Raw genomic sequence first — 17760 nt, 5'->3', positions numbered from 1 at the left:
CCATCCCTCAGCGACACCCCCAGCATCCAGTACATCCCTACGTGAGGAAGTCACCACATGTCCGAGAACACCGCTGTCGCCGTCGACACCGAGGAACTGCGTTCGCTCGTCGCCGACGCCCTGGAGCTCCCCGCCGAAGAGGTGACCGACGAGGCTCATTTCGTCGAGGACCTTCAGGTCGACTCGCTGATGGCCCTGGAGATCGTCGTCAACCTGGAGAAGAAGTACGGCATCAAGGTGGACGAGTCCGACTTCAAGCAGGTCTCCAACCTGCTCCAGGTGCGCGCGCTGGTCGACTCCAAGCGCAAGTAGCCGTCGCAGGCCCGTGCTCGTGGGGCCCCGCGCCTGTCCGCGGGGCCCCACGAGCACGGCCCGCACCCTTCGTCTCCGACTGCCCCGTAGAGGCACCCGGGAGACCGATCCGCAAGTCCATCGAAAGGCAGCAGCATCATGACTGACGGCGCACGACCGGTCGCTCTCGTCACCGGAGGCTCCCGCGGCATAGGACGAGCGGTGGCCACCCGGCTCGCCCGCGACGGCTTCGACGTGGCCCTGTGCTATCGCTTTGACACCGACGCGGCCGAGCAGGTCGCCAAGGAGGTCACCGAGCTCGGCGCACGGGTCCTGACAGGGGCACTTGACGTCGCCGACCCGGCCGCGGCCCGCGAGTTCGTCACCCGGGCGGAGGAGGAGATCGGCCCGTTGGACGCGGTGGTCACCAGCGCGGGCATCGTGCGCGACAACCCGCTGGTCCTCATGGAGGACGATCAGTGGCGTGACGTCATCGGCACCAACCTGGACGGCACGTACAGCATCTGCCGTGCCTCGGTCTTCTCCTTCATGAAGCGGCGCACCGGCACCATCGTGACGATGTCCTCCGTGGCGGGGGTGTACGGCAACGCCACCCAGACCAACTACGCGGCGTCCAAGGCCGGCATCATCGGCTTCTCGCGCTCGCTCGCCAAGGAGGTGGGCCGGTACGGGATCCGGGTCAACTCCGTCGCTCCCGGCCTCATTGAGACCGACATGACCGCCGGCATGTCCGACGCCGCCAAGAAGCAGATCCTGGACAGGATTCCGCTGCGTCGCTTCGGGACGGCCGGCGAGGTCGCCGACCTGGTCTCCTTCCTGGTGTCGCCGCGGGCCGCGTACATCAGCGGCCAGGTGTTCGGCATCGACGGAGGGCTGGTGGTGTGAGCGACAGCAGCGTTACCGACCCCCGCGACGCGGCCCACCGCGGGCCCTTGGCGTGCGACCGGGCGCCACGCGCCGGGACATGGAGCCCAAGGACGCCTCGATCGGCGCCGTGGCGCACAGGGACGTGGGCATGAGCGACCGGACGGGCGCGGTGCTCGCCGCCCCCCTCGACGCCCTGCGCGCCGCGTACACCGCGTTCCACCCGCCCCGAACCGAACGCCGCCGTCGTCCCGAACAGTTCGGACTGAGGGCACGGGAGGTGGCCATACCCGCGGGCAGGGGCGGCCGGACCCTCGCGGGCTGGTACTGCCCGGGAGAGCGCACGGACCGGGTGGCGCTGCTCGGCCACGGGCTCGGTCTGGACAAGTCCCGCAGCCTGCCCTACGCACGGGCCCTGCACCAGTCCGGTCATTCGGTGCTGCTGTTCGACTACCGCAACCACGGCGACAGCTTCCGGGACCGCGGATTCACCGGTTTCGACCGGAAGTTCGCCCAGGACACCGTCGCCGCCGCCCGCTGCACCGCTGCCCTGACCGGCGGCGCCCGCCCCCGGCTCATCCTGTACGGCTTCTCGCTGTCCTCGTTCGCCATGCTGCGCGCGCTGCGGACGCTGCACCGGGACGTCGACGCGGTGGTCTGCGACAGCGGCCCCGCCTGCGACCCCCCGGCGATCTCTCCCAACCTGCTGCGCGAGGGCCTGCTGACGCTGCCGGAGCGTTCCCGCGACGGAAGGGCGGCCACCGTCGCCGAACGGTGCTTCGAACTGTTCAACCACCTCACCATCGGCGGCGCCCAGTGGCCGCCCGCGCCCACCGCACCCGGGTACGCCACCACCCCGATGCTGTTCATCGGTGGCGGCGCGGACACCGTGGTACCCGCCGGCGAGATCCTGGCTCTCGCGCGCCGTTACCCGCTCGCCCGGACCCTCGTGCTCCCCGAGGCCCGTCATCTGCGCGGCCTGTGGACCGACAAGGAGCGCTACACCTCGACCGTCCTGGAATTCCTGGACAGCGCACACGCCCGGACCGGGAGCTCCCCCCAGGCGGTCACCGAACCCACCAGGACGGTGCACCGATGAGACTCGGACTGAACCTGCGCTACCTCGGCCCCCTCGGCGCGGGCGCCGACCCCAGGACCTCCGCCCGCTACGTACAGGAGGCGGAGCGACTCGACTACGCGGTGGCCTGGACGGCCGAGGCCTTCAGCTCGGACGCCGTGTCCCTGCTCGGCTACCTCGCCGCGCGGACCAGCCGCATCGGCCTCGGCACGGCCGCCATGCAGATTCCGGCACGCAGCCCCGCCATGACCGCGATGACCGCGACCACCCTCGACATCCTCTCCGAGGGCCGCTTCCGGCTCGGCCTCGGCGTTTCGGGACCCCAGGTCGCCGAGGGCTGGCACGGCGCCCGCTTCGACAGGCCGCTGGCGCGCACCCGCGAGTACCTGGACATCGTCCGCATGGCGCTGCGCAGGGAGGACGTCGTGTACGACGGCGCCCATTACCAGCTCCCGCTGCCCGACGGACCGGGCAAACCGCTGCGCCTGGGCACCCGGCCGCGCCGCAAGGACGTGCCGGTCTACCTGGCGGCCGTCGGCCCGCGCAACGTAGAACTGGCAGGAGAGATCGCCGACGGCTGGCTCTCGGTCTTCTTCCAGCCCGAGACCATCGCCGAGCATCTGCCGCTGCTCCGGTCGGGGGGTGCGCGGGCGGGCCGGGACCTGAGCGGGTTCGACGTCGTCTCCTCGATGCCCGCCGTGGTCGGCGACGACGTCGCCGGCTGCGCCGACCGGGTCCGCATGTACACCGCGCACTATCTGGGCGGTATGGGCTCCCGCAAGGAGAACTTCTACAACCGTCTTGCCGCCCGCATGGGATACCCGGATGCCGCGCGCCGCGTCCAGGAGCTGTACCTGGAGGGCCGTCCGCGCGAGGCTGCCGCGGCAATACCCCAGGAGTTCCTGGAACGTACGTGTCTGCTGGGCCCCGTCGAGCGCATAGCCGATCTCCTGCGGGAGCACGCGGAGGCGGGAGTCACCACGCTCTCCGCGATGATCTTCCCCACCGACCCGGAGGACGGCCTGCGGACCCTGCGCTCACTCGCCGACGCCCTGAGCAAGGCAGGCGTCGGCTGACCCCGTACGGCCGGCGCCCCGTGCCGCCGCGCACCGTACGCCGCGCTTCCACGCGGACTCCCGACTTCCGACCCGGGCCTCCGCCGGGCCCCGGCCCCCGTACCTTTGACCCTCAGGAAAGGCATGGTCGTCCCGTGTACGACGTCATAGTGGTGGGAGCGCGGGCCGCGGGCTCCCCGACCGCGATGCTCTTCGCCCGTGCCGGATACCGCGTGCTGCTGCTGGACCGCATCCGCCATCCCCGCGACACCCTCTCGACCCTCTACATCCATCAGCCCGGCGTCGCCCATCTCAAGCGCTGGGGGCTGCTGGAGCCCGTCGCGGCCACCGGCTGCCCGCCGATCGAACGCATCCGACACCAGGTCAAGGACGTGGCCCTCGAAGGCTGTTCGTGGCCTGCCGACGGTGTCACCGCCGCGTACGCCCCGCGCCGCTACCTCCTGGACCGCATCCTCACCGAAGGGGCGGTCGCCGCGGGAGCGGAGTTCCGTGAGCAGTCGGCGGTCGACGAGCTGGTGTTCGAGAAAGGCCGGGTGGTCGGCGTCCGCTACCGCTCGGGCGGGAGGCAGTTCGAGGAGCGGGCTCATCTGGTGGTGGGCGCGGACGGCATGCGCTCGAAGGTCGCCGGCCTCGCGGGCGCCCGCACCGAGCTGGAGGACCCCATGCTGACCTGCGTGTACTACTCGTTCTGGTCGGGCATCGACACCGGCTTCGAAGTGTACGAGAGCTCCCGCAGATGGGCGGGGTTCGTTCCGACCAACGACGGCCTGACCCTGGTCGCCACCTACTTCCCGATGGCGCAGTACGAGCGGGTGCGCGCCGACGCCCGTACCGCCTACCTGGAGAACATCTCCGCCATCACACCCGCGCTCGCCGACCGGATGGCGGGTGCGACGCAGGAGGACCGGCTCTTCGGCACCGGGGACCAGCGCAACTTCTTCCGCCAGGCCGCCGGCCCCGGCTGGGCGCTGGTGGGTGACGCGGGCCACCACAAGGACTCGCTCACCGGAAAGGGCATCACCGACGCCTTCCGGCAGGCCGTCGCGCTCGTCGAGTCCGTCGACGACGGGCTGCGAGACGATTCGAGGCTGGACAAGTCGATGCGCCAGTACGCTGAGCGACGCGACGGCCTGGTCATGGACGGCTACCGGGACACCCTGGCGGCGGCGGAGCTGCGGCCGGGCCGTCGACTGCCGCTGATGCGCGCCATCGTGGGCGATCCGCAGCTGACCGCGCGGTTCTTCTCCACGATCTCCGGCGTACTGCCCTCCGACGAACTGATGACGCCGGAGCTGCGGGAACGTGTCGGCGCGTGACGCGCGTCGGCCCTCCCCAGCCGACGAGGAGCGGGGGAGGGCCGACGTCGTCCGTCTCCGTACGGTGCGGTCAGAGGCCGGCCACCTCGGGATTGGCCGCCACCGAGCGGAAGTACTCGCGGGGATCGGAGACGAGTTTGCGCGCGTCCAGGTCGAGGATGCCGCCCACGTTGAAGACCTCCGCCACGAGGGTGCCGTCGGCCTTGGTCATGGTCTGCTCCACCCGGAAGCTCTTGCCCTCGCCGAAGACGAAGGCGCAGCTGATGTCCACCTCGTCACCGGCGACCACCTCGCGGTGGTACCGGATGGTCGTCTCCAGGTTGACCGGACTGACCCGCTTCTTCAGCAGATCCCCCTGATTGATCCCAGCCGCGTTCAACAGTTCCCAGCGAGCGTGCTCGGCGTGCTGGAGGTAGACGTTTCCGTTGAGGTGTCCTTGCGCGTCGGTCTCGTAGACGCGGACGGTGACCCGGACGCTGAAGGGCTCGGCCATGGCTGACTCTTCCTTTCGACGGTGCGCGTTTCAAGCGCCGTGCGTGATGTGGCGGGCGACTTCCACCCGGGAACTGATGTCAAGCTTCCGGAAGATCGCTCTGAGGTGGTAATTGACGGTGTGCGGGGACAGACTGACCCGTCGCGCCACCTGGCGGTTGGTCAGCCCGTCGCTGACCAGCAGGGCGATGGACCGCTCGGTCTCCGAAAGCGCCTCCCAGCCCGTGGTGGCGGCCTCGGCCCGGCGAGGAGCGTTCGTGAGGGGAGCCTGTCGTTCCTCGGTGAAGGCGCGGATGCGCGCGATGTCGCCCTGCGAGCCGATCTGCGCGAAGCGCCCCTCCGCGGACCGCAGTGCCGCGGCGCCAAGAGCGCCGGTCTCCTCCTGCGCGCTCAGGAGCATCCCCAGGTCCTCCTCGGCGAGCGCGCCCGCGCAGGGGCTGACGTGCTCGCGGGCGGCTTGGCGCAGTGCTTCGGAGTTCCGTTCCAGCAATCCCCTGGCATGCAGCGCGCCGACCGCCAGGGTGGGGTGCCCGGCGTTGGCCGCCGCGAACCTCTCGGCGGCCGTCACCACGGTCGAGGCGAGCGGGATGTCGTCCGCGGCCAGGGCGAGCCTGACGAGCCAGGCAGCCGCTGCCGCCTCCTCCACGAACAGCTGGGGGGAGGTGAGGAGATGGGCGTACGTCGTCGTCAGGACTTCAGCCGTGCGCTGCGGGCCGAGTTGCACGGTGGCCACCAGGCACTCGCCCCAGTCGAAGTGGATGGAGGGGAAGACCGTGCAGTCGGCGCCCACGGCCGCCCGGCACCGCCATACGTAGTCGGAGGCCGACGCCAGGTCGCCGCGGCGCAGGGCGACCAGGATCAGTACCGCCTGTCCCACCGGCACGACCCAGCCGCCGCCGGTCCGCGCCGCGATCTCGAGCCCGGACTGGGCGCAGGCCTGCGCCTCCTGGAGCCGACTGGACTGGAGCAGCACCCTGGCCCGGGCGATCAACGGAGTGGCCGTGTGTGGGTGCCCAAGTGCCTCGGCCTCCGCCCGCGCCGTGTCGATCAGTTCCTCGGCCTCCTCGAAGCGGCCGGTGTCGGAGAGTTTGGTGGCCAGCGCCATTTTGACGTAGGGGGACCACATGGGCGGGGTGGCCGGACCCAGGCTCTCGACGGCGCGCTGTGCCCACTTGAGCCCTTCGGCCAGGTTTCCCTGCGCCCACTCCAGGTTGGACACGACCACGGTGGCCGTCACCACGTCCGCCTCGTCCGGGCGCCCCTGGTGTCCGGCGAGCACGGCACGCGCACGAGCGGCGGTGCGCTCCGTGCCGTTGGAGAAGAGCGAGACCGTGTTCCGGGTGATCCGGTCGGTGCGCTCCGCGAGCGGGGGGTGGGCCGTGGTGGGTTCCACGAGGGCGTAATGAGCCTCCAGTACGGCGGTCAGGCCGCTGCGCAGCGCCTCGGTGAGCCCCAGCGGCAGAGGCTCCGTGCGGGTGCTGCGGGCCATCAGCAGGGCGGGCAGCAGCCGGTGGACCACTCCGGGCCCGTCGGACGGTGGCGGGGGAGGGGCCGATACCGGCGGCGGGGAGGGCGCGTCCGTGGACGCGGGCAGGTGGGCGGGGGGAGAGGCGGCAACCGGGCCGCCGGTGACCAGGAACTCCGGCGGTATCGGCACTTGGAGGCAGCGCTGGCTGCTCAAGGCGGCGATGTCCTGGCGCAGCGCCTGGCGGACCGCGGCCGGGAGCGCGTCGGCGATGGCGCGCCGTATCAACTCGTGCTGGAAGAGGGTCTGTTCGCCGGGGCAGATCAACAGGCCCGAATCGAGGGCCTCGTTCAGAGCGGGAAGCATCGACGCGGTGGTCTCCCGCAGCATCGATGCGACTTCGACGACCATGAAGGATCCACCGACGGCCGCGGCCACCTGGACGAGTTGGCGGGCCTTGTCCGACAGGGAGCCGAGCCAGTGCTGTGCGAGGTCGCGCACGCGTCGCGGAACGCGCTCGTCCAGCAGTCGGGCTCGGTCGCGGGAGATCTCCACCAAGCCCTCTTCGCGTAATCCGTGGATCAGTTCCACGGTCAGTAGAGGGTTGCCTCCCGCGCCCGAGATCGCGGCGGCGAGCCGCGGGTCGGGCGCCGCGCCCAGGAGGCCGGCGGCAAGTTCCGTGGAGGTGGCGTCGGAGAGTCTGCCGAGTTCTATCCGGTTGTCTCCGGTGAACTCATGGGAAAGGCGGCGCATCGAGGGGTCTTGCAATCCGGTGCGGATTCCGATAATCCGCACCAGCGGGGCTTCGCGGGAATGCTCCGGGAGCCTGTAACGGGCAAGTGACGCTACGGCCTCCGTCAATTCCTTGGGCGCGTCGTGCAGGTGGTCCACGATGACAAGACGCGGTTTGGCGCTCGGAGCCGCGGGCGCGAGCATGGCCCGCAGGGATGCGGTCTCCTCGCGTCCCGCCGTCCTCCCCGCGGCAGGCGTCAGGAAGGAGGAGACGGTGTAGCCGCCCTGCTCGGCCGCCTGTTGGGCTTCCAGGAGCAGCCTCGTCGTGCCGATCCCAGGAGGTCCCTGGACGGTGAGGGTGCCGCTGTACCCGGCTCTCCCGTCGGCAAGTAACTGCTCTATTCGCTCGATTTCTGCCGTCCGGCCTAAAGGCGGAAGTAATCCAGTGCGATCCGTCATGTCGTCTTAGGGGTTGCGGTTCCTGTCAGGGCCCGGGCGTCAGGTCGGACAAACGCCGGATATGCCGGACATGTGGACAGGCCGACGTGTTCTGCCCAAGTCCGTCGTAGGTTCGCCATGGTGTCCTCATTCCCTTCGCGGCGGGTCAAGTGCCGGCCCGCCCCCTCATTCAGACTGTCATAATCGCAATCTGTTCAAGATGTGACCTTCGTCTCGGTTTCGAGATTTTTTGACGCAAAATTGGCACGCCGGACAGGTGGCCCCCGTGACCGTCACGGCAGTTGCTGTTCTTGATCGTTGGATATCTTCACCGGTCAAGTCGTTGCGGCGGCGATCACGTTCTTCCAGAGGCGCTGGGCTTCGGCGGCTTGGTGCCGATGGCGGCGGCGCGGCGGCGCCAGGCGGACCAGCGCCGAAGGTGCTCGATTACGGGCGGCGCGGCTGACATTCAAAAGGGGAGTCGGATGATCCGGATCCGCGACGAGCCGGGGCCCGTTGTTCGCGGACGAGGAATTCGCGAATTTGTTCCCGTCGTGGGGCAAGGCTGCCTAATTGCCGGGCGGCTCGCGATGGTGGTGGTCTCACGGTCCGTCGATGCCTGACCGACCGGCAGGCCACGGGGGCGGAGCGGGCCAGGATCGACTGGTAGTTCGCACTGGGGCTGGAGCTGACCGTTCCGGGCTTCGATTTGTCGGTGCTGTCGGTGCTGTCGGTGCTGTCGGTGCTGTCGGTGCCGTCGGAGATCCGGGACCGCCTGATGGCCAATGACCTCGCCGTGGGTGCCGTGCACCTTCGCCCGGCGCAGAGGCCGCCCCAGGCGTTGAAAGCGGAGTCGACTTCCTCGACGGAAACGAAGGACCGTCCGGCCAGGACGTTGTCGCGAACGATCAGGACCTGCCGCCGGCCCGGCACCACCCGTTGGGGCGGTGGGCGGCCAGGACGGCGCGGGGACCGAGCGGGGCAAGTTCACATGCCGGACCCGCACCGGCCAGGGCTTCAACGACGGCGGTCCGTGGATTGTCATGTATTCCCCCGCGAGTTGGCGCGAAGGGAGTTCGCTGGGTGTGGGATTGGAACGTTACGGGATCCAGGGTATGGGGATTCCTGGTCTTCAGATCCAGGGCGCCGCAACGGCTCGCCACCCAGCCCCGCCGGCGCCATGGCCCCTGGCACCGCGCGGCGGAACGCGCACCCCCTTACCGAGCAGGTGCCCAGGGTCGCGGCAGAGGTTCCGGGCCCTTGAGTGAGCTGCGAAACTTCTCCTTCATGCTCTTGGGCGGCGCTTCCGTCTCCGTTCGCGCGTGTACGAGCCGAGCGGCGGTCACCCGGAAATGGCACTCACGCAGACGCTGCCTCACCAGGACGACCCATGTACCGTCCGGCGCGAGAAACGCCTCGCGGCCCGGCTCGTCCCCCGGCCGGGCGTGCCGGGCCAGTACGGACGGTATGTGATGCAGGGCCGCGTCCTCGGCCGCGGCGACAACCTGCTCACGGTCCTGGCCGATGCGGTGCTTACCCACCAGCATCCACCGGTGCAGCCTCAGCTCCACACCGTCGGCGCGCTCGGTCGTCCGGGTGTCCTCCTCGATGAGGACATACCAATCGTCGGTCACAGCCACTGCCTTCCTTGTTTGTCCTCCCGCACGCCCATACTCGACCACGCCCCCGCGCCGACGTGGCACCCGGGCACCGTACGTCCGTTCCCCCTCGACCCGGCTGAGGGGCGGGACGTCGGCGACAAGTTGTGGGCGGTGATCGAACTTCTACGGCCGGAGATCGTGCGTCGTGTCCGGCATCCGGGACGGAAGCGGCAGCCGGAGCGGTTGGCGTTCCGGGGCATTCTGTTCGTCCTGCACGCCGGGATCGCGTGGGAACATCTGCCGCAAGAGCTGGGCTTCGGCTCAGGCATGACCTGCCGGCGCCGCCTGGCCGAGTGGACAAAGGCCGGCGTGTGGCCTCGGCTGCACCAGGAGCTCCTGGCGAAGTTGCGCGGCGCGAACGTCCTGGACTTCTCCCGGACGGCAGTCGACGGCTCCCACATACGCGCGCCAAAGGGGGGACTCAAGACGGGGCGAAGCCATGTAGACCGGGGCTGGGCGGGCAGCAAGCATCATCTGATCACCGACGTCACCAGCATCCCGCTCGCCCTCACCCTGACCGGCGGCAACCGCAACGACGTCACCCAGCTCATTCCGTTACTCGAAGCCGTTCCACCGGTACGCGGCAAGCGCGACCGGCCCCGGCGCCGCCCGGACATCGTGCTTGGTGACCGCGGCTACGCCGATGATCCAGGACCTCCTGCACGACCGGTGCGACAAGCAGCCGGACATCCAACGCACCCCCGTGTGCCGAGAGGGCCGCGCCGATGAGGTCGCATCCGCGATCCTCTTCCTGGCCTGCGGCGACCAGGACCAGTACCGATCATTGGCACGATGTCGCCCATCGAGCTCCCGCGCCGGGTGGCGTCGTGGCGGGAAGCCGGGCCCACGGGGGGCTCAAGAGCGGCTTTCGCAGAGTGCTGTCTGGACGGCGGATGCCATGTCGTTGTTCTGGGCGTCGGTGCCGCCGAGGTAGAGGTTCACCATGGCCGTGGCCTGGCTGCCGTCGTCCGTGGCGGCGCCCGTGGTCTGGTAGCCGGGGATGCCTCCGTCGTGTCCCCAGGCGAGGCCGCCACAGGGCAGCGGGTGGCTCTCCAGGCCGAGGCCGTAGGCTCCGCCGTCACGGTTGCCCGTCGGACGGGTCTTCATCATCTGTTGGAGCTGGACGGGAGCGAGCAGTTCACCGCCGAGGAGTGCGTCCAGGAAGCGGTTGAAGTCGGCGCCGCTGGAGATCATGGAGCCACTCGCGCCCGCGACCGTGGGGTTGAGCGCGGTGATGTCCTGGAGCTGGGCGTCCTTGCCCGGCCGGGCATATCCGCGCGGATGCGGCCCGTGGATCTGCGAGGCGTCGTCGGGGACGGACGTCTGGCGCAGGGCGAGCGGCTCGATGATGCGCCGGCGGATCTCCTCGCCGTAAGGGTGGCCGGTCACCCGCTCGATGAGCATGCCGGCCAGCAGATAACCCGTGTTGGAGTATTGCCAGCCGGCGCCGGGATCGAAGACCCGGGGCCGGGCGAGCGCTAGCTTCACGAGGTCGCGGGCGTCGTAGTGCGCCAGCGGATTGTCGAGCACGTCCTGCGGCTTGAGGAAGTCCAGATAGTCGGGGATCCCGCTGGTGTGCTGGAGGAGCTGACGCACCGTGATCCTGCGCCCGTCGTTGCCGCCACCGCGGACGACGCCGGGAAGGTAGCGCTCCACTGGCGCATCCAGGAGTACCCGGCGCTCGCCCACCAGTTGGAGCACGACAGTGGCCACGAAGGGTTTGGTCATGCTGCCGATCCGGAACCGGCTGTCCGCGCGCATCGGTGCGTGGCTCTTCACGTCCGCGACGCCGCTGGTCAGCACCGCGCCGCCGGCCCGGCCCCGGAGCGCGACGAGCGCTCCGGGGCCCCCGTCCTTCGTCGTCAGCTGGTGCAGGAGTACGCGTACCCCGGAGTGGTCGGAGGTGCCGGCGTTCGCGCTGGTCTGCCACGCCGAAGGGGCGTCGCCCGGGGCACACGCCGTGCCACCGGCCACAGCGACCAGAGCGAGGAGACCGCCCAAAGCGCGGTGATATCGGATCATGTGTGCATCCTCGGAGATGAGAGCCGTCAGGCCGCTGTGGTCGGGGCCACGCACCCAACCCGGGTGTACGCGTCACCCTGTGCCACTCCACCATGTCCGGGCCTGTCGGACAGCACCATGGGGCAACCGCCCGGCTCGGGGTGGGGACAACCTCAGGGCCGGGCACCCACGTGCGCGGTGTGCAGGGCGGTGTATGTCTTCCCGCCTTCGAAGGCTGGGACGACCCGAAGCCCGCGTCGACGCCGACGGTCCCGTACCCGATCCGGTTCGCGACCTTTGAACACAGCGGACCCCGGGGCGGGCGGGGCCCTCCTGCCGGGGCCGACGGGGGCTTTCACATTGCGATCACGAGCCTGGGGGATGGGCGAGCGATGGCGGCACGACGACGGCGCTGGCGGATGAGGAAGCGGACGCGTCAGCAGTTACAGGGCTGGGGCGCGGTGGTGGCCCTGGTCGCTGGAGTGTGGGCGGCGGGGAACTGGGCGGTGGTGTGGCCCGTCCTGGGGGCGGCGCTCGCCGTCGCCGCAGTGGGCGGGGCCGGGTGGGGGCTGTGGCGGGCGCACCGGTCCGCGGTCGACCGGGACCAGGAGTGGCGTGTGCGGGAGGAGGCGATGGCACGGGAGCTGTCGATGGCCGAGGTCGACGCGATGTCGTGGCAGGACTTCGAGAAGTACGTGGCCGACTTGTGCCGCCGGGACGGCTGCCGAGACGTCATGGGCAGCGGCAGGAGCGGTGACCTGGGCGCGGACGTCGTCGGCTACCTCGCGGACGGCCGCAAGCTCGTGGTCCAAGTGAAGAAGTACGCGCCCGAGCGCAGCGTGTCCTCGCAGGACATGCAGAAGTTCGTCGGCACCGCACGCCTCGAACACGGAGCGGACGTCGCCCTGTTCGTCACCACCTGCCGCACCTTCACCAAGGCCGCGGTGGTTCTCGCACTGCGCCAGGACATCGTGGCGCTCCATCGCGACCGGACCGTCAACGTGGGCGGCATGTTCCTCAACGGGCTGCTCGTCCTGGTACATCGTGACCGTTTCCTACCGGCAACCATGCGCAGAGTCCGGCCTCACGAACACGTTCGCACCCGACTCGGGCCAGGGATGGGCGCGCGTCGGCTTCGAGACGTACAGCGACGGGGCCTGGATCCTGGTTCCGGCGTCGCGGAAGAGGGCGGCCATCTGGAAGGGTGACGCGAAGGGTTGCCCCGTCAGGTACTGCTCAGCGAGGCCGAGTTCGGCTTCGCCGGCCCGGGGGGGGTAAAGGCGGTGACGAGGGCCAGTTGTGCCTGGGCCGTGGCGCGTTCACCGCTGATGCCATGCTGGTCGGAGTGGTTGCGGGCGACCGTGTAGGCGGCGGCTGCCCCGGTCCAGAGCGCCCTGGGGCCAGTGGAGGGCGACCAGGACGCGGTTTAGCCGGCCGTCCCGGCCGATCTTCGGCAGTTGCCGGGGCGGTTGGGAAGTCGGCGGCGAGACGGGCGAGGCCGCGAGGCCGCGCCGGGCGGCGTGGGCCGCGCGGTCGCCGCCGTGGACCTGCTGTATGCCGGCCCGGGACGCGGCGGAGCGGCCGAGGTCGCGGTCCGGCCTCAGCCCCGTAGTACAGGGCCACGTCGGGTGGTTCGGCGGGCAGCAGGGTGTTATCGAGGACGGTGGCCCGGCGCCCGGAACGTGCTGGATGCACGAGCTGTGTCTGCCACCGCGGCCGCCCTGCTGGCCTCCCAGAGGTGATCGTGAAGCGGTGGCTGAGCGATGCGGGGTCGGGCCGCAAGCGGTGGTTGACGGCTCCGCGACGGCGTTTGTTGCGCACGGGTGGCCGGTCAGGAGCGAGGAAGGCCAGATCTGCGAATGCGGCCCGAAGACAATTCTTCGGGCCGCAGTTCGGAATGTGGGTAGGCTTTCGTAGCCAGCCCGTGTGCTGGCCTTCGGCCGGGCCTGTCCCGGGATCAACCAGGGGGACGAGATGACCACCACGAAGACCTCGAGCTCAGCAGCATCAGCGACCGGACGAATGCGGGGCGCCCTCTTCAGCGACGCGGCGTCCGCGATGACGATGGCCGTACCGGGCGCGGACCGGAACCTGCCGCGGCCGCTGGACACCTTGACCTGGCAGGAGCCGCCAGCGCTGGAGGACGCGGACGACGACGCGCGGTGATCACCAGGCAAGATGGCAGCGCGGGCACGGCTGCCCTTCGGGGTCGCCGAACGTAGAGAAATCCAGGGTCACGTTGGGCCGTGCCCGTTGCTGCCCGCCCCCAGCCCTCCGGCGTCCATCGTCAGTGGGGCTTGTTCCGGAGGGGGCGCAGGTGCGCTGCGAGCAAGGCTGCAGAGACCGCTGGTTGGATCGGCAGGTCGAGTCAGGTCAGGTCAGTTCAGAGGTCGGCCACCTACTATCCGCGCGGGCAGGCCCCTGTCACGGCTGCTGGCTGAAGGATGAGGTTGTCCACGTGGGTCGCGAGGCCAGGGGCCGGGCAACCGTCATAACGGCGTTTGTGCCGAGTGCTGACGTCGTTGAACCTGGAATCGGCCCATCGGTCAATCGGCCGCGTCAAGCTTGCGGGTGGCTCTCGTCCCAAACTGGGCCGCCCAGCCCGCAATGTTCCGATGTGGTGGGAACGGTCGACCAGGTGTGCGATGTCAGCGCAGGGGTCGGCATCGAGCAGCAGGGCGTCGGCAGGGGCACCGACGGCTATCGTCCCGGGTGTCGTCGCTTCTTGACCGGTCTTCTCGGCTGCGTATCGGGTGCCGGCAGCCAGGACGCGGGCAGCGGCAGACCTGCTTTTGCCGGCAAGTGCAGCTCTCGCAGCAGGGCGACGGGGGGCGCGGGCATCAGCAGGGCCACGCCGCTGCCAGCGGTGATCTTCACTCCCGCGTCGTGCATCAGCGCCAGCGTGCGCATCGCGTAGTTGAACGGGACGACATCCCGCGGATCACCAGCCGCCCGGTCTACGGCCGCGAGTTCCCCCGGCATTCCCCGCAGGACTCCCACATCCGTTTCGACCAATGTCGCAGCCTGTGCCACCACTTCACTGTTCCAGGAGTTTCTTGCGCCTGCGCGGAACGCCTGTTTGGGACGCGCCAGGTTCCGGCGATGCGATGCCCGTCCGGTGACACTGAGTGCGGGCATCCGTCCAGGACGCCGGGGAGATACAGGCGGCGGTCGATCACCGGCTTGCCGCGGTCGGTGACAGAGTCAGCCGTCGGCGAGGAGCTGGATCACCCTACTCAGCCAGGCTTCGAGTTCAGCGGGGTTGCCGAGTTCGGACCGCAGCACGCGACGGCGGGTCGAGACACCGAGCACGAAGGCGTCGATCGCGGCGGCGCGGCGGCGGGCCTCCGCGTCGTCGAGGCCGCTCTCGCGCAGGTAACGGTGCAGCGGCTCCAGCGAGTTCGTGTCGAGGAAGGCGGCGAGGGCTTCCGCCGCCTCCGGGCGCTCACCCGACGCGCGTTGCAGCACCAGCAGCGGGTCCTCCCCCAGGTCGCCGGACCATCGCCGGACGATACTCGCCGCGAGCCGCGCACCCAGCTCGGACCGGTCGCCGCCGAAGGAGTCCTCGACCGGGATTTCCACCCGGGTCGCGGCGACGAACAAGCCTTCCTTGCCACCGAAGTAACGGGTGATGAGGTTGGGTGACACGCCGGCCGCGTCGGCCACGCCCCTGACCGTGATCGCCGTGTAGCCGTGACGGGCGAACTGGCGCCGGGCCTGCTCAAGGATCCGCTGCCGGGTGGCGGCGGCGTTGCGCGAAGTCATGTGTACGACGATACACGTCATGTGTATCGTCGTACACATGATGGACGAATTGAGGGAACGACTGCGGCGCACCCGGCGGGTCGCGACCCCCTGGAGCGCCGACGGAACGCGCGGGATCACCGGCGCCCGGCTCGACGAGCTGCTGGCGCACTGGGACGGTGGCTATGACTGGGACGTGCACGAGCGCCGTATCCGCGCGCTTCCGTGGGTCACGGTGGGCACCGGCCTGCGGGTGATCCACCAGCGGTCCGCGGCCCCTGGGGCTCCGGTCGTCGTGCTGCTGCACGGCTGGCCGGATTCGGTGCTGCGGTACGAACGCGTCCTGCCGCTGCTCACGGACGTGCACGTGGTGGTCCCGGCGCTGCCGGGCTTCCCGTTCGCGGCCCCGCTCGCCGAGTCCGGGATGTCGGCCGGCCGGATCGCGGAGATCGTCGCGTCCGGCCTCGCCGAACTCGGCTACTCGCGCTACACGCTGTCGGGCGGCGACGTGGGGGGCACGGTCGCGGAAGTCCTCGCGGGCCGCCATCCGGACCGGGTGGCGGCCCTGCACCTCACGAACGTCGCCCCACAGCGGGCGCAGACGGCGGACCCGGCGACGCTGGCCCCGGACGCCGTCGCGTATCTGAGCCGGGCGGCGCAGTGGTTCCGGAGCGAGGGTGGTTACATCGTCGAGCAGACAACGCGGCCGAACACCCTCGCCATGGCGCTCGGCGACTCGCCGGCCGGCCTTGCGGCGTGGCTCGGTGAGAAGCTGGATTCCTGGTCCGGTGCGCGGGCGTTCACCCTGGACGAGTTGCTGACCTGGATCACGGCGTACTGGGTCACGGGGACGATCGGCACCTCGTTCACGACGTACACCGAACCGGTCACCCTCCCGGACCGGATCGAGACGCCGACGGTGCTGTCGATTTTTTCGGACGATACCAAGCCGGAGCCACGAAGCTACGCGGAGGCGTTCTTGAACGTGCGCGAGTACGTGGAACATCCGGTCGGAGGCCACTTCGCGGCGTGGCAGCAGCCGGAAGCCTATGCCCGCGACCTGCACCGCGCGGTCGAGTTGGGCAGCTGGTGCTGTGACCGGGAAGGTTCAACGGGGTCAGTACGCTGAGCCAGGATGCGGCGGGTGAGGAGGTCGGTCTTGACGCGGAGACTGTCGACGGACGAGGCCGTGGGATTGCTTGAGGGCGAACTGGGGTCGGGGCCAGTGCGGCGAGCGCTTGACGATCTGGTCACGGAAGACTTCTGGCCGGCCTTCCTCCGGTTCGGCCGACGACTGTTCGACGTCCTGGACACACCCGACGCTGATGGTCTTCTGTTCCAGTACGGGACCCACGCGTTCGGCGGTCCCCGAGAGTTCACGCTGGATCTCATCCGGCAGTTCGAGATCTCCGACAGCGACGGTGATCAGGACCATTACGTGCAGGTCCACTGCGAGCTCAGATACGGCCTCGCGCCCGCGCTGGAAGCCCTGGGAAGCTTCGAGTCGTGGTTTTTCCACAAGGGCGACCAGCTTCCCTTCGCGTACGAAGGCGTCCGCGGCCGGAGGCGATCTCGAAGAGTGGGCGCAAGGACTGATCGAGCGAGCGGCCTGGGAAACGATCCGCAGACTCAGGCCGAGCGAGATCAGGGTGTACCAAGAGCAGGTGTAGTCGTTCAGGCTGCCACCGTGGTGCGACGCCCTCCCCAGCGAACACCCTGCTCACTGCGGATGCGGGGTCGTTCGCGTCGTTGGGCTGCGAGGACGTCGGGGTGGCGGGCGTTCTGGTTGCGCCGGCGCAGGTAGGCGTGCAGAGCCCGGGTCTGGACCGTGTGGTTGGGATGGTGCGAAGTTGGCCGGCGTGAACTGCCGCAGGGTCCGGAGCGGGCTTCGATGGGGTTGGCAGGACGCGTAAGTCGGGGTGAGGCACAGCTCGACCTTGTTCCGGGTCGCCCACCTGCGGATTCGCCGGTTCAGGCAGGCGAACAGGTTGTCGAGGGTCACGTAGAGCGGGGCGCCGTCCGGGCGGGCGGCGCGGATCGACCGCAGCGCGGCCAGGTGTGGTCGATGCCCTTGCGCCGCCGATTGATTCGCCACACTTGGCCGTTGCCGACGGAATGGCAGCCGTGGAAGTAGGTGATGCCGTGGGTGCGGCGGTAGGGCGCCGGCAGCCGGTCTGGCCTGCCTTGTTCTGCCCAGCAGGGGCGGCGGTGGAAGCGGATGCGGATGCCCAGTGGGCCGAACTCGTCGAAGGCGAACGTGCGGTCGGGCCGCTGGTTGATCGCGCACTCGACGCGGGCGGGCTTGGCGTCGAAGTCCGCGTCAGGTGACTCCTTCTAAGCTCTTCGTGGGCTGGAAGGGGATCCCGCAGCGGGCCAGTAAGCACCGCAGAGCCTCCGGCCGATTCTGACGGGCCGGGCGATGTCTTGCGCAGGTGATCGGCGAGCTTGCGGATGGACCAGCAGGTGAGGGTTTGCCCAGCACGGTCGGGTGGGTGGTGGCCCTCTGGGGCGCGGGCCCGGGTTGCCGGCGACGCGCGTACCGGTGAGGTTGTTGTGGTCGGCGCGCGGGCACAGGAGGACC

Annotated in this window: 13 protein-coding genes and 1 pseudogene; 9 read left to right on the top strand and 5 right to left on the bottom strand. The window is 69.9% G+C overall.

Translation table 11 applies throughout. From position 1 onward, the window contains the following. Positions 1 to 57: 57 nt before the first annotated feature. From ABR738_RS02435 to ABR738_RS02415, 5 genes are all read left to right on the top strand, one after another. Entirely contained in the window at positions 58 to 312 is a 255-nt protein-coding gene (locus tag ABR738_RS02435) for an acyl carrier protein (protein WP_350228281.1), read from the top strand. Positions 313 to 450: 138 nt separating this feature from the next. Then, entirely contained in the window at positions 451 to 1197 is a 747-nt protein-coding gene (gene fabG / locus ABR738_RS02430; RefSeq protein WP_350228280.1) for a 3-oxoacyl-[acyl-carrier-protein] reductase, read from the top strand. Between the two features lie 79 nt (positions 1198 to 1276). Next, positions 1277 to 2275: an alpha/beta hydrolase gene (locus ABR738_RS02425; protein WP_350228279.1), complete on the top strand. Its 999-nt coding sequence runs from the start codon at positions 1277 to 1279 to the stop codon at positions 2273 to 2275. Further along, complete coding sequence (locus ABR738_RS02420; RefSeq protein WP_350228278.1) at positions 2272 to 3330, top strand: LLM class F420-dependent oxidoreductase; 1059 nt, start codon at positions 2272 to 2274, stop codon at positions 3328 to 3330. The genes ABR738_RS02425 and ABR738_RS02420 overlap by 4 nt, the downstream gene beginning before the upstream one ends. 134 nt (positions 3331 to 3464) lie before the next feature. Continuing rightward, entirely contained in the window at positions 3465 to 4646 is a 1182-nt protein-coding gene (locus tag ABR738_RS02415; protein ID WP_350228277.1) for an NAD(P)/FAD-dependent oxidoreductase, read from the top strand. 70 nt (positions 4647 to 4716) lie between these two features. Here ABR738_RS02415 and ABR738_RS02410 read toward each other — a convergent pair whose 3' ends face one another. Further along, positions 4717 to 5139 (bottom strand): acyl-CoA thioesterase, encoded by a 423-nt coding sequence (locus ABR738_RS02410; RefSeq protein ID WP_350228276.1) that lies wholly within the window; start codon positions 5137 to 5139, stop codon positions 4717 to 4719. 30 nt (positions 5140 to 5169) lie between these two features. Continuing rightward, positions 5170 to 7794, bottom strand: a complete 2625-nt coding sequence (locus tag ABR738_RS02405) for a helix-turn-helix transcriptional regulator (protein WP_350228275.1) — start codon at positions 7792 to 7794, stop codon at positions 5170 to 5172. 1742 nt (positions 7795 to 9536) lie between these two features. Between ABR738_RS02405 and ABR738_RS02395 the strand changes: the two are divergent. Next, a pseudogene (locus tag ABR738_RS02395) lies at positions 9537 to 10082 on the top strand (IS5 family transposase); the annotation flags it as partial. A gap of 207 nt (positions 10083 to 10289) precedes the next feature. Here the strand turns inward: ABR738_RS02395 and ABR738_RS02385 are convergent. Continuing rightward, positions 10290 to 11456 (bottom strand): serine hydrolase domain-containing protein, encoded by a 1167-nt coding sequence (locus ABR738_RS02385; protein ID WP_350228274.1) that lies wholly within the window; start codon positions 11454 to 11456, stop codon positions 10290 to 10292. Between the two features lie 398 nt (positions 11457 to 11854). Between ABR738_RS02385 and ABR738_RS02380 the strand changes: the two genes are divergently transcribed. Beyond that, the gene (locus tag ABR738_RS02380; protein WP_350228273.1) at positions 11855 to 12643 is read left to right on the top strand and encodes a restriction endonuclease; all 789 of its coding nucleotides are present in this window, start codon (positions 11855 to 11857) and stop codon (positions 12641 to 12643) included. Between the two features lie 766 nt (positions 12644 to 13409). Then, the gene (locus tag ABR738_RS02375; protein WP_350228272.1) at positions 13410 to 13601 is read left to right on the top strand and encodes a hypothetical protein; all 192 of its coding nucleotides are present in this window, start codon (positions 13410 to 13412) and stop codon (positions 13599 to 13601) included. 534 nt (positions 13602 to 14135) lie between these two features. Here the strand turns inward: ABR738_RS02375 and ABR738_RS02370 are convergent. Beyond that, positions 14136 to 14468 (bottom strand): hypothetical protein, encoded by a 333-nt coding sequence (locus tag ABR738_RS02370; protein WP_350228271.1) that lies wholly within the window; start codon positions 14466 to 14468, stop codon positions 14136 to 14138. A gap of 171 nt (positions 14469 to 14639) precedes the next feature. Then, on the bottom strand, positions 14640 to 15200 hold the full coding sequence (locus ABR738_RS02365) for a TetR/AcrR family transcriptional regulator (protein WP_350228270.1): 561 nt from the start codon (positions 15198 to 15200) through the stop codon (positions 14640 to 14642). A 19-nt stretch (positions 15201 to 15219) separates the two neighbouring features. Here ABR738_RS02365 and ABR738_RS02360 point away from each other — a divergent pair, with 19 nt between their 5' ends. After that, positions 15220 to 16308: an alpha/beta fold hydrolase gene (locus tag ABR738_RS02360; RefSeq protein WP_350228269.1), complete on the top strand. Its 1089-nt coding sequence runs from the start codon at positions 15220 to 15222 to the stop codon at positions 16306 to 16308. Positions 16309 to 17760: the final 1452 nt, after the last annotated feature.

The sequence above is a fragment of the Streptomyces sp. Edi4 genome, assembly GCF_040253615.1.
Lineage (GTDB): Bacteria > Actinomycetota > Actinomycetes > Streptomycetales > Streptomycetaceae > Streptomyces.
This window is presented reverse-complemented; position numbering and strand designations above follow the sequence as displayed.